This is a genomic window from Rahnella aquatilis CIP 78.65 = ATCC 33071, assembly GCF_000241955.1.
GTDB lineage: Bacteria > Pseudomonadota > Gammaproteobacteria > Enterobacterales > Enterobacteriaceae > Rahnella > Rahnella aquatilis.
Genome location: NC_016818.1, coordinates 2,068,644 through 2,086,943 on the forward strand (window position 1 = coordinate 2,068,644; position 18,300 = coordinate 2,086,943).

Genomic DNA, 18,300 nt, shown 5'->3' on the forward strand with positions numbered 1-18,300 from the left:
TCTGGAGATAACCCCATGTTAGATTGGAATGAATACCGCTCAGAAGTGATGCAACGTGTTGGTGACCTGGGTAAATTGGCCCCGGATACGTTAAAAGGCGTTATGGCTCTGGGCAACGCCGGCAATAAGACCAACCTTCTTGGCGCGAAAGTGCGTGAACTGATTGCACTGGCTTGTGCGGTGACGACTCGCTGTGATGGTTGCATTGCCGTTCATGCCGAAGCTGCCGTTAAAGCTGGCGCCACAGAAGAAGAAATTGCTGAAGCCCTGGGTGTGGCAATCAACCTGAATGCAGGTGCTGCCGTGGTCTATTCCGCACGTACGCTGGATGCGATTAAGCAACTGAAAGCGTAATAGTTATCGCGTTGAAAATATAAAAGGGCATTACTGCCCTTTTTTCAGCTCTGACAATGCTTGCTGATAAAACCCTGCCGATTTAACACCCGGTATACGCTGGACCAACTGCCCATCCTTGAACATCAGTACGGACGGCAGTCCCCAAATTTCATATTTGGTGGTCAGTACCGGTGCCAGATCCACATTCACTTTGCCGACTTTGACGTCGCTTTCAATCTGCTCGGCAAAATGGTTAAAAATGTCCTCGCTCATCTGACAAGGTGGGCACCAGGGGGCAGAGAAGCGCACCACCGCAACCCCTTCATGCCTCTCGATTTCTCTAAAATTATCTTCATTGTAAAGGGTTAATTCACGCATCATTCACTCCAGCAGGATGTAACTTGATAGTAATTCTACCTACCAGTTGGTAGAATTAATTGACATAAAAAGCTATCATCAATAGAAAGGTACTTAAGCGAAGACAATGCCATTTTTTATCAATGGTTAAGCGTCACGTTATGTGAACGGGGTGCTGCGGATTATGATAATTCACTCCATCTCACTGAGAAAACTGACGTATCGTAAGGTCGGGATAGCTTGATAAAAAAGCGAGCCCATTTATAAGGGGTCAGCCTACAGGGCAACCCCACTCCTTTACGGAAGGCGATGATGGAAAGAACCCTGTCCAGTCGTATCAATGTGGGCAGTACAGCGCATGTGCTGCATACACAACCCCTGATGATGCGTCATATCACTGTTGATGAACCCACAATCATCCTGGTCCGCCATGGCAGGAAAATAATCCGCTGGGCGCAAGAGGAGATAACGCTGGAAGCGGGGGACGCGGTGGTCATCGGTGAGGGGCACTCTTTTGATATCATCAATACACCATCACCTTTAACGGGTACTTACGAAGCATCATGGCTGAGTTTTTGTGCCGATTTCGTCCAAAACTACTGCTTCATGCATGCCCCACGTATGAGCATGCACGAAGCAAATAAAATGGCGAAGCCAGGCAACAGTTTTCGCCAGGCCTTTTATCACACCGCAGAGGCCATTACCGATACTGAAAACATACCTGAAAGTATCGTGGCCAGGCGTATGGAAGAGATGCTGAGTTGGCTGGATGAATACCGCATTTTCTTCGCGCTGAAACAGCATTCCGGACTGGCGATAAAAATCCGCAAACTCGTTGCAGCAGACATATCACAAGACTGGAATACTGCGCAGGTAGCGGCTGAATTGGGTATGTCGGCCACCACCCTGAGACGCCATCTGCATGCCGAAAATACGTCATTCACCCATCTGGTGACTGACATTCGCATGTGCCGCGCCCTGACACTTTTGCAGGTGACCGATCTTTCAGTCACCCGCATATCCCTGGAAGTCGGCTATGAAAATCCGTCTAAGTTCGCCGCCAGATTTCGAACCCGCTTCGGATTCAGCCCCAGCCTGGTCCGGGTTTCCGGCCAGGCTATCGGCAACCTGGCTGCGGTTAGCGGCCCTGCGTAATCTGAAGATGCGCTTCGCCCAGTGAGTTCGCTTTTGCCATAAAGCCGACCAGGGCGGGCGTCGAGTCCGCCGTTATTCCCGGAAGTTTGTCGACACGAAGTGCCGTCAGCGTGATCTCATAACGGTGCGTTTCACCCTTCGGCGGGCAAGGGCCGCCATAACCCGGGATACCGAAATCAGTCCGGGTCTGAAGAGCCCCTTGCGGGAGATTTTTGTTATCCGCCGTTATCCCGGCCGGTAACGAGTGAAGGGATGAGGGAATATTCACCACCTGCCAGTGGATCCAACCCAGACCTGTCGGCGCATCCCTGTCATAAATTTTGAGAGCGAAGCTTTGGGTTCCTGCCGGCGCGCCGCTCCAGTTAAAAGAGGGGGCAAGGTTTCCACCGCTGCACCCAAATCCATAAGGTGAACTCAGGGTCTGAGCTGCGGGGAAATGGTTTTTTTCAAGCTCATGGCTTGTCAGCGTAAAACTGGCTGAAAAAGCGACCTGGCTCGACAACGCCAGGCATAATGTACTGATAACAGTAAGGTGAAGTTTGGACATTTACTCTTCTCCATCGGGGTGATTAATATCCCAATGATAAGGGGAGAGAACGACTCCTCGCCGCCCTGAACCGGCCAGTCTTAGCTCCATAACGCCCAATAATGATATTGGTAATTCCCTGATTTCACAGGATGACGACCCTCTCGCCGACGGTAGATCACCTTACACAGCATTCCCTGTGCCTGTCTCCGGTGACTAAAGGACAGCATGATTTGTTCTTTTACCTGTTGACCAATCAACTAGTAGGTAGGTATAGTGCAGCCATACGCTTAACCGGCATCAGGAAGCGATCGTCAGCTCCCCGGCCCGCTAAGTATTAACTCCGGCCCCGGCGGGGCTTTTCTCTCTTTCGCCTTGCGAGGTATACGATGAGTAAGTTGTTCACCCCCTACAATCTGTCAGGCATGCAGTTAAAAAACCGTGTGGTCATGGCCCCGATGACCCGCACCCGCACAATGAACGACGTGCCGGATGACGTCGTTGCACTTTACTACGCCCAGCGCGCCTCTGCGGGGCTGCTTATCACCGAAGGCATGCCTGTTTCTGAAGAAGGGCGCGGCTATCTGTATACCCCGGGGATCTACAACGCTGCGCACGTTCAGGGCTGGCGCAAAGTGACCGATGCGGTACATGCGAAGGGCGGCCGTATTTTTGCTCAGTTGTGGCATGTGGGCCGGATGTCTCATACCTCAATTCAGCCGGGCAACATCGCGCCCGTTTCCGCCGGTACCGTACAAGCGGTTAACACCACCGTCTTTGCACTGACAGAGTCTGGCGAACCGGGGCCTGTCGTTCCAGGCCAGCCGCGTGCGCTTGAAACCGCAGAAGTTCGACGCGTTACCGCTGACTTTGTCCATTCAGCGCGTCTGGCAATGGAGGCCGGGTTTGACGGCGTGGAAATCATGGCGGCGAACGGCTTCATTTTCGACCAGTTCCTCAGCAGTGAACTGAACCCTCGCACTGATGAATACGGTGGATCTGTGGAAAACCGTCAGCGGTTCCTGCTGGAAACGGTTGATGCCATCTCTGCGGCTATTGGTAGCAATAAGGTGGGCTTGCGCATTTCACCGTTCGGGCGGCTTTACGACCTGGCTCCTTATGAAGGTGAAGAAGAGATTTGGGCCAGTATCGCTGCGGCCCTCGGCCAACGTGAGCTGGCTTATGTGCACCTCTATTATCAACCTGTTTATACCCAGGCACCGGTACCTGCCGGTTTCAAAGCCGCGTTCCGTAAAACTCTGGGGGGCACCGTTATTGCCGCCGGCGGCTTCACCCGCGAGATTGCCGAAACCGCACTTGAGGCAGACGAACTGGATCTTGTTGCGTTTGGCGTGCCGTACATCGCCAACCCTGATCTGGTCGAAAGAATGCAGAACGGCTGGCCGCTGGCTGAAAGCGATCGCACGACGTATTACGGCGTGACGGGGGCGCTGGAAAAAGGCTACACCGATTATCCCGCCTGGGAAGCCAACTAACGCCACGTAGCTGGTGGTATTTGCGGTGCCCACATAAAGAGGCACCGCCAGACGACATTAATGAGGTATTCAGGAGCCAATATGCAAACCCTTAAGTCGATTATTACGATAGATATCTGGTCAGATCTGGTCTGCCCCTGGTGCTGGATAGCCAAAAAGCGTTTCGAACAGGGCCTTGCCGCCTTTGAACACAAAGAACAGGTCGTGGTCCGCCACCACAGTTTCCGTATTTCCGGCGACCGGCCTGCCGTGCCGTTCCGCAAAGCCCTTTACAAGAAGTTTGGCGGGGAACATGGGGCGGAACTGATGATGAATCAGGTGGGCACGGCCGGGAAGGCAGAAGGGCTCCAGTATAACTTTGACACCATGCTCTTTGGCGATACCGAAGATGCCCATACGCTGCTCGCGGCTGCACGTCACGCCAATATGGGCGACGCCATGGCAGAACGGTTTTATCGGGCCAGTGTGACTGAGGGCCGTTCCATTTTCGATCCGCAGGAGCTCATTGCGTTAGCTACAGAAGTGGGCATGTCCAGAGCCGACGCTGAAAGTGCCCTTGCCAATGAGGCCTTCCGTGCATCGGTGGCTGAAGATGAAGCCCATGCCCGGTCGATCGGGGTCAGCGGTGTCCCGCTGTTTCTGCTCAATGAAAAATATGCCATCAGCGGCGCGCAATCTGCGGACAACTTCCTGAACGCGCTGAAGCAAGTCTGGGAAGAAAAAGCGGCTGAACTGGCAAAAACCGACGGCCAGACCTGCGGCGCTGACGGTTGCAGCATCTGAAACCTGAACGAGCCGGCTGCATGACTGCCGGCAAATCTACCCTGCAAATAACGGAGTTCAAAATGAGCGATGACTTTAAAGGCAAAAAACTGCTTGTCGTGGGTGGCACCAGCGGCATGGGTCTGGAAACGGCGCGTATGGTGCTGAAAGCCGGTGGCAGCGTGGTACTGACGGGCAATAAAAAAGACAAGGCAGAAGCGGTTCAGAAAGAGCTGAGCCCACTGGGTTCCGTGTCCGTGATTGCGGCAAACCTGATGACCGAAGAGGGCATGAACGCCATTCGTCAGGAGATTAATGCTAATCATCGCGATATTAGCCTGATGGTCAATGCGGCCGGGATCTTCATGCCGAAAGGCTTTACCGAGCATTTGGAAGCCGATTACGACATGTACCTGATGTTGAACCGGGCAACCTTCTTCATCACGCAGGACGTGGTGAAGAACATGCTGGCCGACGGCCGTGAAGGGGCGATTGTGAACGTGGGCTCCATTGGCGCGCAAGCCGCACTCGGCGACTCACCGGCTTCCGCGTACTCCATGGCCAAAGCCGGTCTCCATGCCTTGACACGCAACCTGGCCATTGAGCTGGCCAGTGCGGGTATCCGCGTGAACGCGGTCTCGCCAGGGATCGTGCATACCCCGATTTATGAAGGCTTCATGGCGAAAGAAGACATTGCCGGCGCAATGCAATCGCTGAACGCTTTCCATCCGCTGGGGCGTGTCGGCACGCCGGAAGATGTGGCCAATACCATCTTCTTCCTGTTGTCCGACAAAGCCTCTTGGGTGACTGGCGCCATCTGGGATGTCGATGCCGGTATCATGGCCGTTCGCAGATAAGTTCGTCGTAACCTCGCAAAGCCGCCCCATGATGGGGCGGCTGATAGGCATCTTGCTTGTAATTCAACCATTCTGAAAGTTAACATAATGAAAAAATTGAAATTTACCTTCAAAAATGCAGAAGGTGAGGAACTTGCCGGGTTGCTTGAATTGCCAGAAAATCCAAAAGCCTTTGCCCTGTTGGCGCACTGCTTTACCTGCGGGAAGGATCTGAAAGGAGCTGCACGCATTGCCAGGAAACTGACAGAAAATTCAATTGCGGTGCTTCGCTTTGATTTCACCGGGTTAGGCAACAGCGAAGGCGATTTTTCCAATACTAATTTTTCCTCGAATATTTCTGACCTGCTGTGCGCGGTCGATTATCTTCGTCGGGAATACGAGGCTCCTTCGCTGCTGATTGGTCACAGCCTTGGCGGTTCGGCAATCCTCTCTATTGCAGCCAAAGTGCCTGAAGCCAGAGCGGTCGTAACCATCGGTTCGCCAGGCGAATTGACGCATGTACAGCGGTTGTTCAAAGACAATATCGAAGATATCAGGAACCATGGCGCTTTCCCGGTAGAGCTTGCAGGCCGGGTATTCACGCTCAAAAAGCAAATGCTGGATAACATTCAGGAGCATAAAATAGCGGAGAAGGTATTTACCATGAATAAGCCGCTGCTGATTTTTCATGCTCCCAATGATGATACCGTGCTGATTGAACAGGCAGAGAAAATTTTTAAAGCCGCCAGACACCCCAAAAGCTTTATCTCACTGGGTGAAGCAGATCATCTTCTGACGCATCCTCAGGATGCGGAATATGTTGCCGGGATTATCGTTGCCTGGAGTTCTGCTTACATTTAAAGGGCGTGTAAAGCTTCGTGAAGCTGCAGGTGCTATCGTTGGCCACTGAATAAACGGGCGTAGCATTTTGGTTGCACATACAAGACTGCGTAGCATGCTTTCTTTACGCGAAAAAAGCCCTGCTTAGATGCAGGGCTAAGGGCATTGTTGCTATGGTTTATTTTTATTATTTCCCTGGCATTGCTCAACTTCCAGGTTTATTACCTTCAAGTTGAGATTCAATTAATTTAACTTTAACGCTCTCTTATTTTCCTGGAAAAATTGAAGTCACTTCGCGGGCGGTATCGACCAGAAGCTCACCGTTTTTGTACCTCTCGCTCACTTCTCCATTCTTGCCGGTAGCATTTTCAGGTCGTTCAATAAACTGCCCCAGCGGAGTCGCGTTCTCATCCAGTACCACGGCAAACGGAATTTTGACTTTATCGACACCAAAGTGTGCCTTAAAGACGGCTTCAGCCTTGTCGCGGGTGATAATACCCAGACGTATTGCTGGCGCTGACGCGGCAATGGCATGGATTACAGGCAAGTTTTTATGGCAGTCGGGGCACCACATTTCAGCAGCTACCAGAATGCTGTACGAACCCGGAAGTTGCGAGAGCTTACTAATGACATCGTCAGGTAATGCCTCGTTGGCAAGCCCCTCAAAATGCCGCAATGCGTTGCGGTCTTCTTCTGCTCCGCTGCCAACAAATTCGTTATAATCTGATGCTGCTTCGAGCAGTACGTTGAAATCTTGCATATGTTCTCCTTTGTTAGTAGCGGGTCTACGGCTTCACATAAATCTGGCAATGATAAAGGTCAATGCTCCAGGCATGACCTGAAAAGGGGTACCATTTTAGTGTCTGGCTACCATAAGTAGATATTGCCATCCTACCTACTAATTGATAGATTATCACGTAATTTATTAATTTTGAGGCGTCACGCTGATGGGGCGGTCTGTTGGATTCAAGATAGTGATAGCAATGATGGCATTCGCAGCCAATTCTGTGCTCTGTCGGATTGCGTTGAAAGGCGAACATATTGACCCGGTGACGTTCAGTGACCTTCGCCTGATGAGCGGGGCGGTGGTCTTGTTACCACTGTTGTTGAGACGTGAGGGGAAAAAGCAGGGCGTCTGGAGCTTGAAAAGCGGGTTCTTTCTTATGGCCTACGCCCTGTGTTTCTCCCTTGCCTATATCCATTTGGATACAGGAACAGGTGCTTTGCTCTTGTTTGGCGTTGTGCAACTGGCGATGGTGGCTCATGGCCTTTTCCATGGGGAAAGGCTGTCTTTTTCCAGAGCAACGGGGCTTGGGCTGGCTGTAGCCGGCATGGCTGCTCTTCTCTTACCTGGTGCCAAAACGCCCCCCTTGGGCAGCGCTGTTCTGATGGCGCTTTCAGGCCTTGCCTGGGCGGCTTATACCCTTTGCGGAAAGCGCTCTCCCAATGCAGCGCAGGCCACTGCGGCAAATTTCATCCTTGCTGTACCTTTTGCCCTGGTGTTGTCGCCGTTCATTAGCCAGGGAGCGCACTTCGACGGTATCGGAATTCTCCTGGCAGTGCTCTCTGGTGCGGGTGCTTCTGCAGGAGCCTATGTGCTGTGGTATTCACTTTTACCTCGTCTTGAGTCTGTTGCAGCCAGTACGGTTCAGTTGAGTGTGCCCTGTCTGGCGATGCTGGGAGGCGTAACATTTTTGGGCGAGTCATTGAGCCTCAGAATGGCATTTTCAACGCTGGCAGTCCTTGCGGGCATTCTGTTGGTGATCAAGGCACCGGGTCAGAAAATACGGCAGTGATATCAACGTGCCAGTCATGACTTGATCACTCTGCAAATGGTTTTTTAGGTTTTAAAGCAATGGAATATCTAATCGTTAGCAAAATCAGTGACGCTGTGACCTCTTTGGATAAACTAATCGGGTAACCTCTATGAAATACGATTTTGATGAAGCAGTGGACAGGGCAGGGACAGACAGCTTAACCATCGACGGCTGGCGTGAATATATGTTTGGTGCCCATGAAGGCCCCGCGCCGGAAGTACCGGCCAATGGTTTTATAAACCTCTGGGTAGCAGACATGGCTTTTTCCACCCCCGAGCCGGTGCTTGAAGCCATACGTTCCCGGTTAGATAAAAAAATTCTTGGCTACACCCGCATTTATGACAGGGATTACTATGAGATTTTTGGGGCCTGGTGTGAAAGGAATTACGGATACCGGTTTCAGGAAGAAAGCATTGTTTTCTCCCCGGGTATTATCCCTGCGCTTAACCGATTGGTGCCGTTACTGACCCACGAAGAAGACAGCATCCTCATCCTGACCCCTTCTTACGCACCGTTTAAAAAAGCCGGAGACTATAGCGGTCGTCGCGTCGTCGATTGCCCGCTTAGAAATAACGAAGGCCACTGGGCGGTAGATTTTGAGGCAATGGAACAAGCCCTGAGCGATGACCAGCAGCGAATTAAAGCCTTCTTTCTCTGTAACCCGCATAATCCCACCGGGCGAGTTTGGCGACGTGATGAGTTGCAGAAAATGATAGCGTTATGCCTTAAACATGATGTGTGGGTTATTTCTGATGAAATCCACTGTGATTTATCCCGCTCGGGCGTCACGCATATCCCCGCCGCGTCAATTTTTCCTGAAAATCATAAAATTATCACCTGCATGTCGACCAGCAAAACGTTCAACCTGGCGGGTAACCTGCTTGCAAACATCATGATCCCTGATGCCTCAGTGAGAGCCGAATGGCTTCGCCTGCATGATGATTTTATCTCTCCGCTGAGCCTGGTGGCTAACAAGGCCGCCTGGTCCGAGTGCGATGAGTGGTTGACTCAGGTCAGGCACTACATTGACGAGAACTTCCGTTTTCTGCAGGACTACCTGGGGACATATCATCCGCTGGCCCGTTTTATCATTCCGGAAGGGACTTATCTTGCCTGGATTGATATCTCTCGTCTGGTAGATGTCAGTAATCAGGAAGAAGTAACCCTCTTTTTTGCCAGACATGCGGGTGTATTGCTTGAAGGGGGGCAAATGTTTGTCAGTAACGGCGACGGGCACATCCGCCTTAATCTGGCTTGTCCACGCGCTATGCTTGCTGAGGGGCTCAACCGCATAAGCAAGGCATTGAGTGCCAGTTCTGGCGATGCTACCTGAATTTTGAAAGCAGCAGTACCTACAACGGTTCGTAACAGGGCCGTATTATATGGAGATAAGAATGAACAAATACATCCTCGCGTTATCTGCTGCACTTATCGGCTCGCAGGTTCAGGCAGCAACGCCCGCAGCGCTTCCCGCACCGATCAAGCAGTTGGAAAAACAAGGTATAGAAATAATCAAACCTTTCACGGCTCCCGGCGGGGTCCAGGGCTGGTTGGGAAAATATCAGGGAACGGGGGTGACAATTTATCTGACCCCCGATAAAAAACATGCCATATCAGGTTATATGTACGATGAGAATGGAAGTAACCTCAGCGAACAGGTCATAAAAGAGGAGATTTACATCCCTGCTGGCCGCGAGATGTGGAAAACACTCTCCAAAGCTGCCGGTATCACGGAAGGCAGTAATAATGCAAATTGCCAGATTATCGTGTTTGCCGATCCTTTCTGTCCTTACTGTACAAAATTCAGACAGGAAGTGCAGCCCTATATTAAGGACAATAAAATCGCTATGAAAACGCAGTTAGTGGGTGTCATGCAGCCCGACAGTGGCCGTTACGCGGCTGCGATATTGTCTTCTGAAAACCCCGCGAAGGTCTGGCAGGATTTCGAGTTGTCGGGTGGCAAAAACAAGCCTGCACTTTTGGAGAAAACGCCGCAGCCGATTTTCTCGCAGATCCAATACAACCAGAAATTGATGGAAGATGTGGGGGCAAGCGGTACTCCAGCAATTTATTATCTTAACCACGCCAACATGCTTCAACAGATCGTCGGTCTGCCGGACCAGGAACAGATGGCCAATCTTATAGCGTGTAAATAGTTTCTTAGTCACTGGCTACGAAATGGGTAAATTCACACATGGATGTGGGAATTTCATAAGTGCATCCCTTAAAATTCTATGTTTTATCTTGCACCTAAGTGGCTATCAGATCTTTTCGCTATGTGTTTTGTACTGATTTAGAATGGCGCAGCGCAAAGTGAACGGATTGAAATATAAATCAGCTACCCTAACTAACGAAACCCGATGCAACCTGGAGAAAAGACATGAACAGAGCTCAATTGTTTTCTTATCTTTTTTTAACGGGATTTTCCGTTATAGCGTTTGCCTGTCAGGGAGGTGAAGGCGGGAAAGGCGGAACTGGAGGAAAAGGGGGATCCGTGGTAATCGGTAATCAAAACGGTGGGGCTGGTCTTAATGGAAAAAACGGAAAATCTGGGATGAATGGTTGTCCCGGTGGAACTCAGGCCGCACCCGATGGGCATTTTTATCTGCGAGGAACACATGAGCAATGTAACCCGTTTCACGCCAAAAAACAGAAATCACAGGCCTCAGCGTCACTGATTGAGAGCACATAATGTAAAGCCTTGCCACCGTCTAAAAAACTCTGGTCTCTTCACCCATTATCATCAGCTGTGTCAGCTATCACACCGCCAAAAGATAAGACTCATTTGCTCATGTCAAAAGAGCAGGTAAAAGTGTACTCTTATGAGTAAATTGCAGGGGTAACAGTTTAACTCAGCTGATATTGTCTTTGGATGAAGATGGAATGCTCTATGCCTAAACGTATAAAAAACAGCCGCTGGTCAGGTTACGATCCCCGCTATATCTACTCTCTCGTCGTCCGACGTTACTTTGTTGAGATGAAGACCAAAACTGAGATTGCTGAAGAACTCGAGATTTCGAGATTTAAAGCGGCGCGTCTTATCGATGAGGCAATAAAGGAAGAGTATGTGAAGTTTCTCTTTCCAAAGCAGCAACTGCTTGACGAAGAGATCGCACTTAATCTCTGCGGAAAGTATGGTCTGCAGAAGGCAATCGTGCTTTCCGTGTCAGAATCCTGGTCCAATCAGGAAGAACTGAATGAGAAGCTGGGTGGTATCACTGCAAGTTATCTCAACAATAATCTCGCTGAGGGAATGAAGGTTGGTATTGCCTGGGGACGCGTTTTATCCAGCACAGTGAGTCAACTCACCAGCTTGCCGGCATTAGATGTTGTTCAGCTATCTGGCGTTCATCCCGGCATTGAATTTAGCCAGGGCCCGATCGACCTTATCCACAGACTGTCGACTATCTCTCAGGGCAAGGCTCATCCTATGTATGTGCCGATGTGGGTGGATGATGAAAGCCTGGCCCAAAAACTGGCCAGTGATCCGGCTGTGGTGGATACCCAACAATATTATTCTCAGCTGGATGTTGTCATCACCGGTATTGGCGCCTGGAAAACGGGCTCATCCAGTTTGTGTGATATTTTTCCCGAGTCGTGGCAAAAAAATCTGTTTGAGAAAGATATCGCTGCGGATGTCTGCATTACTCTCGTTAACAGTAAAGGCGAGATCCTTGATAGCCCGATGAGCCGTCTTGGGTTTGGTATTTCAACCGAACAATTGCGTAACACGAAAACCGTGATTGGTGTGGCGGGGGGAGAACAGAAGTATGAAGGCATCGTCGCTTCCCTGAAGTCAGGCCTTTTAGATGTGTTAATCACTGACTTCGATACTGCGGTGAAGCTTGTCAATTCCTGATTGAAATAGATCCCGGAACATCAGCAACAGGGGCGTAGCCCGCGCCCTTGATCACCTTCCTCTCAGGCATGCATTAGGCACTTCTATCAGTCATTCAGTAAACCCTCATGACTTAGATCAGAGCATGGCCAAATCCTCTGACATAGGTCAGTTCGCATATATAAACCTTCAAAAAATCTATTATCCGTCTGATTTATAAGAAAAACTTTACTTCCCCTCTCCGGTTGACTTGATTGATCTAAAAGATGAATTACTCGATGTTGCTCATGTGAGCAATTATTTGCGTGCACTTATGCATTTATTTTGTGATCAGCTTATAACTTTTGCATGTTTTCTGTTTGCGCGGAAAATTGGCATGCTATAACTGCTCATGTGATCGATAACAATTGCTCTAATGAGCAAAAAGGCGAGGTGAAAAGGTGAGTACAGTCACTATTAATGTTGCAGATGGTGCAGCATTCAAAAATTACGATGAGGTGCTGCAGCACATCCATGAAAAGCTGTATTCAGAAGGGATAGTGAAAAAGACCTATCTGGCAGCACTGCGTGAACGCGAAGCCCTGTATCCAACCGGTATTTTGCTTGATGGTTATTCTGTGGCGATCCCACATTGCGACAGCAACCAGGCCAACAGCCCGTCGATTTATATTATTCGCTTACCTGAACCGGTTCAGGTTGATCAGGCTGATGGCGACGATAAATTGTGGGTCAAACTCATTATCAATTTGGTCGTTACCGATCCGGCTAATCAGCTGCAACTGCTGAAGGCCCTTTTTAGTCATCTTCAAATGGAAGACTTTTATCAAAATTTACTTGAGCTTCCTTCCGAGAAAGCGCAGGCACTTTTTATTTCCACCGTCATGCAATAAGAGTTCAGGAGCATAATGATGATTAATATCCTCGTAGCCTGCGGGAGCGGTGTCGCAACGTCAACTATCGCTGCTGATGAAGTGAAATCCGTGTGTACAGAATATGGCATTACTCAGTTCAAAATAAATAAATGCAGCATGTCAGAACTTCCTTCTGAATTACAGAATGCTGATGTTGTGTTAACCACGAATAACTACAAAGGTGATATCGGAAAACCGCATATGAGTGTGGCCGGGTTTATCACCGGGATTAATGAAGCTGTGTTACGAAAAAAACTAGGGGATTTATTAACAGAGCTGGCTAAAAACTAATAAGAAAACACAGGGGATGACAAGATGGACATGTTAAAAAACATAATGCTAACGATAACAAGCATGGGGGCAACGGCAATCCTACCACTTGTCATCTTCATTTTGGGTTTGGTTTTCCGCATGAAAGTCGGTGCTGCCATTAAGTCTGGTATCACCGTGGGTATCGGTTTTATTGGTTTAGGTTTGGTTGTTAATCTGTTGAGTACATCCCTGCAACCGGCAATTGCCTACTATTCAAAACTGGGAAGCGGATTCACTGTGGCTGATATCGGATGGCCTGCGGTGGGAGCGGCCGCATGGGTGGCACCCTTTGCCGCTTTAGTTGTTCCAGTGGGTATTATTCTTAATTTGCTACTTGTTCGTCTTAAATTAACCAAAACGCTGAACGTTGATATCTGGAATTATATGCACTTCCTGGTTCCCGGCGCGCTGGCCTATTTCGTGTTTGACAGCTTCTTTATCGGTTTTGGCGTGGCAGTCGCACTTAGCGTTATCGCTCTGTTTATTGGCGATTTAATTGCTCCCCGTTGGCAGAAATATTATGGCCTGGAAGGGACGACCTGTACCACCATGATCCATATAGGCTGGACATTACCTTTTGCACTGCTGGTCAATAAAATTATCGACCTGATCCCCGGCCTGAACAAGCTCGATGTTGATTTGGAGAGCGTACAGAAACGTCTGGGTGTGTTTGGTGAACCCGCTATCATCGGTGTCATTGTAGGTTGTCTGCTTGGACTGCTGACGAAACAGCCTGTGACCACTATTGTCCCGATGGCAATGGGGGTGGCTGCGGTAATGGTGCTCCTGCCTAAAGTGGTGGGTGTCCTGATGGAAGGACTGTCTCCAATTGGGAAAAGTGCCAAAGATATTATGCAAAAGCAGATGGGTAAAGACGCCGAACTGAACATCGGTATGGACTGTGCCCTGGCATTGGGCGACCCAGCGACCATCACCGTCACCGTTATCACCATTCCGTTGACCATGCTTTGCGCACTGATTTTACCGGGCATCATGATTTTCCCAATCGGCGTTCTGATGTCAATCATCTATATGACAACCATGACCGTAATGGCCAGCAACGGAAACGTCATCCGCTCAATTATTTCAACCTTACTGTTCAGTATTGTCGTGATGTATTTAGGCGGGTATGTGGCTCCGGGTGCAACCCAATTCCTGCATGGCGCAGGCGTCGGCTTGCAGGGGCAGGGTACTGACTTTGTACTGACTGGCCCGTGGGAAGTATTGACGTATTGGTTGAGCACTGTATTCCATTGATTTTAAAAATGAGGTTTGCTTACCATGGCACAGATTTTACCATCAATTTTTGGCGCGAATATCTTAAGTCTGCAAGATGAGCTCCGCTTTTTAGAAGAAGAGAATACTGAAATATTGCATGTTGATTTAATGGATGGAACCTTTGTAAATAATATTGCCTTTGGGCCGAATCAAATTGCTGCAATGAAAAAAGCCAGCAAAATGACTTTCGACGTACACATGATGCTGGCTAATCCTGAAAGACATATTGATGATGTTATCAATACCGGCGCAGAAATGATCTCAGTGCATTATGAATCAACGTCGCATGTGCATTTTATTTTACAGAAAATAAAAAAGGCCGGGCGAAAAGCCGGTGTGGTCATCAATCCGGGTACGCCTGAAAGTGTTCTGGAATATTTGTTGGACGATATTGATTACATCCTGATTATGACCATTAACCCGGGGCAACCTGGGCAGACTTTCATCGAGAAAAGCCTCGAGAAAATTAAGAAAACCAAAGAAATGATTGCTGGCCGGCACATTCAAATTGAAGTCGACGGTGGCGTTAATCTGGAAATAGCGGAAAAAGTACAGGAGGCGGGTGCTGATTTAATTGTTGTCGGTGGCGCATTATTTAATGACAACCCTAAAGCAAGCTATCAGGCCTTAAAGTCTGTCATGCATTAAGTATCCAACATACATTCACGCGCTCTTAATTGAGCGCGTAATCATTATGTAGACCGCAGACGTGGGGGATTTCTCTCACGTTAAGTACAAAGATTCAGGAGAACAACCGATGAGTCATTTTGAAGGTAAAGTTGCGCTAATTACCGGTGGTGCGCATGGGATTGGTAAAGGAATTGCAAAACAATTCGCCGAACGCGGTGCGCATACCGTCATTGTCGATTATAACGAGGCTAATGGCATCAAAACTGCGCAAGAACTGACCTTTGGCAATGTTAAATCGCTCTTTGTCAAAACGGACGTCTCTGATCCGCAGGCACTGGCTGAAGTGCGCAGAAAAGTTATCGAAACTTATGGCCGTATCGACATTCTGGTTTTGAACGCAGGTGTCGCTTTTGCCAATAAAGTCAAAGACATTACTTTCGAAGAGTGGAACAAAACACTCTCAATCAACCTGACGGGTTTATTCAATACGGTCAAAGCATTCTACGATGACTTCTTAACTAACCAGGGTTCAATCGTTTACATCTCCTCCGGTTCTGCGCTGTCAGGTACTGGCGGGGGGGTGAGCTATCCGGCCAGTAAAGCGGGGGGGGAAGGCCTTATTCGTGGTCTGGCAAAGGAGTTGGGTCCAAAAGGTGTTAACGTCAACGCTATCGCGCCGCGTCTTATCGACACCGGCGAAATGATGCGTGTTAATTACCCGACGCAGGCAGATTTAGACGCAGTACTGGAGAAAATTCCGGTCCGTCGTCTGGGTACAATCGATGATGTCGCAAACCTGGCCATCTTCCTTGCTGATAAGTCAAATTCTTACATCCAGGGACAGACGATCCTCATGGATGGTGGCCGTACAATTGCCTGACCGGAGGAAAAAAAAATGGGTGTTCAAGAAAATACTGTTAGTATTCTCAGGGAACTAGAACAAAACGCGCTCAATATCGACAATGATCAGGCACAGCATTTTATCGGGAAGATCCGTAATGCGAAGCATATTTTCCTGCAAGGTGCAGGGCGCAGCGGTATTGCCATCCGCGCGTTCGCTAACCGTTTATTGCATTTAGGCTTCTCGGTCAGCGTAGTCGGGGAAATTTCATCACCTCATACGAAAGCGGGTGATTTGTTAATTATTGGTTCAGGCAGTGGCGAAACAGGCAGTCTCAAGAGCCTGGCGCAGAAAGCCGTTGAGTGTGGTGTCGACGTGGCGCTGGTTACCATGAAGAAAGACTCTGCGATTGGTCAGTTGGCCAACTGCGTGCTGGTATTACCGGGAACGGTCAAAACTGAAAACGATCGCACACCGGGCCAGTTTTCGCAGCCAATGGGTTCCTCTTTCGAGCAACTCTGCTTTATCACCTATGATGCCATCGTGCTGGAACTCATGGAACAACTGCGTGAAACCAGTGAAACCATGTTCAAACGACACGCTGATTTTGAGTAATGACACTGAGCGCTTCGCCGGAAGCGCTCATTCGCTTATAACATCGCATCATTAAAATTAACGTGCTGAATGTGTTGCCCTGCATTGTCTCTGCGCATACCCGAGATGTAAAAGTCTGCCATTTTTTTGCCCTCTCGCCGCTGGCACGTTAATTAAACGCTGAAACAAAAACGGCCAGCTTAGCTGGCCGTTGGATGCGTTCTGTTCCGGGGATTGAGTGCCCTAAGCCTGGGCTTCAGCATGCTCCCATGCGGCTTTGCGAAGATCTGCGGGTTTAAGGTCGCGTGCAGGAATAATCACACCATCGCATTTACCCTGTCGGAACACCGTAATGGTATCTGCCACGTCCAGCAATTCCTCTTCCTCACTCGATACCACGATGACGCAGCAGCCTTTATCCGCCAGCTGATGGATGATGCGATAAATATCCGCTTTTGCCCCAATGTCGACGCCTTTGGTCGGCTCATCCAGCAATACCAGATTGGCGTTTTGCGCAATGACCCTGGCGAGCAGAACTTTTTGCTGATTGCCGCCGGAAAGCGATTTAATCGGTCCGCTCAGCGTTCCCAGCGTATTCATCTTGCTCAGCAACTCAGCGGCGGCCTGCCGCGCCGCGCTGTGACTGACAAATCCGCCAGAACGGAATTTTTTCAGAACCGGCAGCATGGCGTTGGCATAGCTCGACATCTGAGGAATGAAGCCATCTTTTTTACGTTCTTCTGTCAGGTAAGCAATCCCCTTATCAATGGCTTTTGCCGGTGAAGAAGGATGGTATTCTTTGTGACCCAGCCGGATGTCACCACCGGTAACGGTTTCCAACCCAAACAGCGTCTGGCACAAGCGCGTTCGCCCTGCGCCGGCCAGCCCGTATATACCCAAAATTTCCCCGCGATATGCCTCAAGGTTGATGCCTTTCAGGCGATCAGTCTGCAGGTTGGTGACCGAGAGCCAGGGGTTGCCCATCGCGCCGCGTATCAGACTACGGCTGTTAGACGGCGCCTGATAGGCATTTGCATCGCCCACAATAGCGTCAATGATGGCGCTTTTGCTCAGCGTCTTTTTGCCTTCGTTGTAAATCACCCGGCCGCCGCACATGACGGTCGCTTCATCACAAACACCCAACACTTCGTCTAATTTATGAGAGACCAGCACTACGCCAATCTGCTTTTCGCGTGCGATACGTTGTACTGCCTGCAGCAGTTCTTCTGCCTGCGCACCTTCCAGCGCGGTTGTCGGTTCATCGAGGAAAAGAAAACGGGCGTCACGATCAAGGTTAGAAACCACCTCCAGCATCTGCTTTTCAGGATGTGACAAATTTTTGACCAGCGCGGTAGCGCTGAAACTCAGATGGTAATCATTCAGTACTTTCTCGGTATGCGCGATCATACTTGCATCATCTATAAAGCCACTGCCTTTACGACATTCACGTCCGAGAAAAAGGTTTTGCCAGACGCTCATGCCGGGAATGAGACGGAGTTCCTGATACACACAAGCAATGCCTTTGTTGAGTGCATCCCGTGGCGAAGCAAGGTGCACCGGCGTTTCGCCGATCATCAGCTCTCCACTATCCTGCGTGTTAACGCCCGCCAGGATTTTCAGTAGCGTTGATTTACCCGCTCCATTATGGCCAAAGAGGCCGTGGATCTCGCCAGGCTTTACGCTGAAATCCACACCGTGGAGAACCTGCACACCCGAAAAACCGATTTTGACCTGCTTCGCCACATAATTCATCATTCTTCGCCTTTCACTT

21 protein-coding genes are annotated in these 18,300 nt (G+C 49.6%); 17 read left to right on the top strand and 4 right to left on the bottom strand.

The genetic code is table 11. The features are described 5' to 3' along the window. The first annotated feature begins 15 nt into the window (after nucleotides 1-15). Complete coding sequence (locus tag RAHAQ2_RS09470) at nucleotides 16-354, top strand: carboxymuconolactone decarboxylase family protein (RefSeq protein ID WP_015697013.1); 339 nt, start codon at nucleotides 16-18, stop codon at nucleotides 352-354. A 30-nt stretch (nucleotides 355-384) separates the two neighbouring features. On the opposite strand, the gene RAHAQ2_RS09475 is transcribed toward RAHAQ2_RS09470, so the two are convergent. Then, nucleotides 385-714, bottom strand: a complete 330-nt coding sequence (locus RAHAQ2_RS09475) for a thioredoxin family protein (RefSeq protein ID WP_015697014.1) — start codon at nucleotides 712-714, stop codon at nucleotides 385-387. 288 nt (nucleotides 715-1,002) lie between these two features. Here RAHAQ2_RS09475 and RAHAQ2_RS09480 point away from each other — a divergent pair, with 288 nt between their 5' ends. Continuing rightward, nucleotides 1,003-1,848 carry a helix-turn-helix transcriptional regulator gene (locus RAHAQ2_RS09480; RefSeq protein WP_049796126.1) on the top strand — a complete coding sequence of 282 codons (846 nt, stop codon included), beginning with the start codon at nucleotides 1,003-1,005 and terminating at the stop codon, nucleotides 1,846-1,848. On the opposite strand, the gene RAHAQ2_RS09485 is transcribed toward RAHAQ2_RS09480, so the two are convergent. Then, complete coding sequence (locus RAHAQ2_RS09485; protein ID WP_015697016.1) at nucleotides 1,832-2,395, bottom strand: YbhB/YbcL family Raf kinase inhibitor-like protein; 564 nt, start codon at nucleotides 2,393-2,395, stop codon at nucleotides 1,832-1,834. The two genes, RAHAQ2_RS09480 and RAHAQ2_RS09485, sit on opposite strands and share 17 nt — an antisense overlap. Nucleotides 2,396-2,763: 368 nt before the next feature. Between RAHAQ2_RS09485 and RAHAQ2_RS09490 the strand changes: the two genes are divergently transcribed. The 4 genes from RAHAQ2_RS09490 to RAHAQ2_RS09505 all read left to right on the top strand — a co-directional run bounded on the left by RAHAQ2_RS09490 (nucleotide 2,764) and on the right by RAHAQ2_RS09505 (nucleotide 6,329). Further along, complete coding sequence (locus tag RAHAQ2_RS09490; RefSeq protein WP_015697017.1) at nucleotides 2,764-3,870, top strand: alkene reductase; 1,107 nt, start codon at nucleotides 2,764-2,766, stop codon at nucleotides 3,868-3,870. Between the two features lie 81 nt (nucleotides 3,871-3,951). Further along, a complete protein-coding gene (locus tag RAHAQ2_RS09495) occupies nucleotides 3,952-4,653 on the top strand; it encodes a DsbA family oxidoreductase (protein ID WP_015697018.1) in 702 nt (233 codons plus the stop codon). A 62-nt stretch (nucleotides 4,654-4,715) separates the two neighbouring features. Then, nucleotides 4,716-5,489: an SDR family NAD(P)-dependent oxidoreductase gene (locus RAHAQ2_RS09500; protein WP_015697019.1), complete on the top strand. Its 774-nt coding sequence runs from the start codon at nucleotides 4,716-4,718 to the stop codon at nucleotides 5,487-5,489. Between the two features lie 87 nt (nucleotides 5,490-5,576). Beyond that, nucleotides 5,577-6,329, top strand: coding sequence for an alpha/beta hydrolase family protein (locus RAHAQ2_RS09505; protein WP_007374395.1), 753 nt, complete (start codon nucleotides 5,577-5,579; stop codon nucleotides 6,327-6,329). A 244-nt stretch (nucleotides 6,330-6,573) separates the two neighbouring features. Here the strand turns inward: RAHAQ2_RS09505 and RAHAQ2_RS09510 are convergent, their stop codons facing one another. Continuing rightward, complete coding sequence (locus RAHAQ2_RS09510; RefSeq protein ID WP_015697020.1) at nucleotides 6,574-7,068, bottom strand: thioredoxin family protein; 495 nt, start codon at nucleotides 7,066-7,068, stop codon at nucleotides 6,574-6,576. Between the two features lie 187 nt (nucleotides 7,069-7,255). Between RAHAQ2_RS09510 and RAHAQ2_RS09515 the strand changes: the two genes are divergently transcribed. From RAHAQ2_RS09515 to hxlB, 11 genes are all read left to right on the top strand, one after another. Beyond that, entirely contained in the window at nucleotides 7,256-8,104 is an 849-nt protein-coding gene (locus tag RAHAQ2_RS09515) for a DMT family transporter (protein WP_015697021.1), read from the top strand. Between the two features lie 130 nt (nucleotides 8,105-8,234). After that, nucleotides 8,235-9,458: a MalY/PatB family protein gene (locus RAHAQ2_RS09520; RefSeq protein WP_015697022.1), complete on the top strand. Its 1,224-nt coding sequence runs from the start codon at nucleotides 8,235-8,237 to the stop codon at nucleotides 9,456-9,458. A 61-nt stretch (nucleotides 9,459-9,519) separates the two neighbouring features. Then, the gene (dsbG, locus tag RAHAQ2_RS09525; RefSeq protein WP_015697023.1) at nucleotides 9,520-10,281 is read left to right on the top strand and encodes a thiol:disulfide interchange protein DsbG; all 762 of its coding nucleotides are present in this window, start codon (nucleotides 9,520-9,522) and stop codon (nucleotides 10,279-10,281) included. 224 nt (nucleotides 10,282-10,505) lie between these two features. After that, complete coding sequence (locus tag RAHAQ2_RS09530) at nucleotides 10,506-10,817, top strand: hypothetical protein (RefSeq protein ID WP_015697024.1); 312 nt, start codon at nucleotides 10,506-10,508, stop codon at nucleotides 10,815-10,817. 198 nt (nucleotides 10,818-11,015) lie between these two features. Then, the gene (locus tag RAHAQ2_RS09535; RefSeq protein ID WP_015697025.1) at nucleotides 11,016-11,984 is read left to right on the top strand and encodes a sugar-binding transcriptional regulator; all 969 of its coding nucleotides are present in this window, start codon (nucleotides 11,016-11,018) and stop codon (nucleotides 11,982-11,984) included. Nucleotides 11,985-12,403: 419 nt separating this feature from the next. Further along, on the top strand, nucleotides 12,404-12,853 hold the full coding sequence (gatA, locus tag RAHAQ2_RS09540) for a PTS galactitol transporter subunit IIA (RefSeq protein WP_015697026.1): 450 nt from the start codon (nucleotides 12,404-12,406) through the stop codon (nucleotides 12,851-12,853). A gap of 18 nt (nucleotides 12,854-12,871) precedes the next feature. Beyond that, nucleotides 12,872-13,165: a PTS sugar transporter subunit IIB gene (locus tag RAHAQ2_RS09545; protein WP_015697027.1), complete on the top strand. Its 294-nt coding sequence runs from the start codon at nucleotides 12,872-12,874 to the stop codon at nucleotides 13,163-13,165. Nucleotides 13,166-13,189: 24 nt separating this feature from the next. Beyond that, the gene (locus tag RAHAQ2_RS09550) at nucleotides 13,190-14,443 is read left to right on the top strand and encodes a PTS transporter subunit IIC (protein ID WP_015697028.1); all 1,254 of its coding nucleotides are present in this window, start codon (nucleotides 13,190-13,192) and stop codon (nucleotides 14,441-14,443) included. 24 nt (nucleotides 14,444-14,467) lie between these two features. Then, nucleotides 14,468-15,112, top strand: a complete 645-nt coding sequence (gene rpe / locus RAHAQ2_RS09555) for a ribulose-phosphate 3-epimerase (RefSeq protein WP_015697029.1) — start codon at nucleotides 14,468-14,470, stop codon at nucleotides 15,110-15,112. 109 nt (nucleotides 15,113-15,221) lie between these two features. After that, nucleotides 15,222-15,974, top strand: coding sequence for an SDR family NAD(P)-dependent oxidoreductase (locus tag RAHAQ2_RS09560; RefSeq protein ID WP_015697030.1), 753 nt, complete (start codon nucleotides 15,222-15,224; stop codon nucleotides 15,972-15,974). A 15-nt stretch (nucleotides 15,975-15,989) separates the two neighbouring features. After that, nucleotides 15,990-16,550, top strand: coding sequence for a 6-phospho-3-hexuloisomerase (hxlB, locus tag RAHAQ2_RS09565; protein ID WP_015697031.1), 561 nt, complete (start codon nucleotides 15,990-15,992; stop codon nucleotides 16,548-16,550). Between the two features lie 222 nt (nucleotides 16,551-16,772). On the opposite strand, the gene RAHAQ2_RS09570 is transcribed toward hxlB, so the two are convergent. Beyond that, nucleotides 16,773-18,281: a sugar ABC transporter ATP-binding protein gene (locus RAHAQ2_RS09570; protein WP_015697032.1), complete on the bottom strand. Its 1,509-nt coding sequence runs from the start codon at nucleotides 18,279-18,281 to the stop codon at nucleotides 16,773-16,775. Nucleotides 18,282-18,300 lie beyond the last annotated feature (19 nt).

What these genes read in the sequence shown, in the direction of transcription:
- RAHAQ2_RS09470 (WP_015697013.1), top strand. Translation starts at nt 16, where the DNA reads ATGTTAGATTGGAATGAATACCGCTCAGAAGTGATGCAACGTGTTGGT.
- RAHAQ2_RS09475 (WP_015697014.1), bottom strand. Translation starts at nt 714, where the DNA reads ATGCGTGAATTAACCCTTTACAATGAAGATAATTTTAGAGAAATCGAG.
- RAHAQ2_RS09480 (WP_049796126.1), top strand. Translation starts at nt 1,003, where the DNA reads ATGATGGAAAGAACCCTGTCCAGTCGTATCAATGTGGGCAGTACAGCG.
- RAHAQ2_RS09485 (WP_015697016.1), bottom strand. Translation starts at nt 2,395, where the DNA reads ATGTCCAAACTTCACCTTACTGTTATCAGTACATTATGCCTGGCGTTG.
- RAHAQ2_RS09490 (WP_015697017.1), top strand. Translation starts at nt 2,764, where the DNA reads ATGAGTAAGTTGTTCACCCCCTACAATCTGTCAGGCATGCAGTTAAAA.
- RAHAQ2_RS09495 (WP_015697018.1), top strand. Translation starts at nt 3,952, where the DNA reads ATGCAAACCCTTAAGTCGATTATTACGATAGATATCTGGTCAGATCTG.
- RAHAQ2_RS09500 (WP_015697019.1), top strand. Translation starts at nt 4,716, where the DNA reads ATGAGCGATGACTTTAAAGGCAAAAAACTGCTTGTCGTGGGTGGCACC.
- RAHAQ2_RS09505 (WP_007374395.1), top strand. Translation starts at nt 5,577, where the DNA reads ATGAAAAAATTGAAATTTACCTTCAAAAATGCAGAAGGTGAGGAACTT.
- RAHAQ2_RS09510 (WP_015697020.1), bottom strand. Translation starts at nt 7,068, where the DNA reads ATGCAAGATTTCAACGTACTGCTCGAAGCAGCATCAGATTATAACGAA.
- RAHAQ2_RS09515 (WP_015697021.1), top strand. Translation starts at nt 7,256, where the DNA reads ATGGGGCGGTCTGTTGGATTCAAGATAGTGATAGCAATGATGGCATTC.
- RAHAQ2_RS09520 (WP_015697022.1), top strand. Translation starts at nt 8,235, where the DNA reads ATGAAATACGATTTTGATGAAGCAGTGGACAGGGCAGGGACAGACAGC.
- dsbG (WP_015697023.1), top strand. Translation starts at nt 9,520, where the DNA reads ATGAACAAATACATCCTCGCGTTATCTGCTGCACTTATCGGCTCGCAG.
- RAHAQ2_RS09530 (WP_015697024.1), top strand. Translation starts at nt 10,506, where the DNA reads ATGAACAGAGCTCAATTGTTTTCTTATCTTTTTTTAACGGGATTTTCC.
- RAHAQ2_RS09535 (WP_015697025.1), top strand. Translation starts at nt 11,016, where the DNA reads ATGCCTAAACGTATAAAAAACAGCCGCTGGTCAGGTTACGATCCCCGC.
- RAHAQ2_RS09545 (WP_015697027.1), top strand. Translation starts at nt 12,872, where the DNA reads ATGATTAATATCCTCGTAGCCTGCGGGAGCGGTGTCGCAACGTCAACT.
- RAHAQ2_RS09550 (WP_015697028.1), top strand. Translation starts at nt 13,190, where the DNA reads ATGGACATGTTAAAAAACATAATGCTAACGATAACAAGCATGGGGGCA.
- rpe (WP_015697029.1), top strand. Translation starts at nt 14,468, where the DNA reads ATGGCACAGATTTTACCATCAATTTTTGGCGCGAATATCTTAAGTCTG.
- RAHAQ2_RS09560 (WP_015697030.1), top strand. Translation starts at nt 15,222, where the DNA reads ATGAGTCATTTTGAAGGTAAAGTTGCGCTAATTACCGGTGGTGCGCAT.
- hxlB (WP_015697031.1), top strand. Translation starts at nt 15,990, where the DNA reads ATGGGTGTTCAAGAAAATACTGTTAGTATTCTCAGGGAACTAGAACAA.
- RAHAQ2_RS09570 (WP_015697032.1), bottom strand. Translation starts at nt 18,281, where the DNA reads ATGAATTATGTGGCGAAGCAGGTCAAAATCGGTTTTTCGGGTGTGCAG.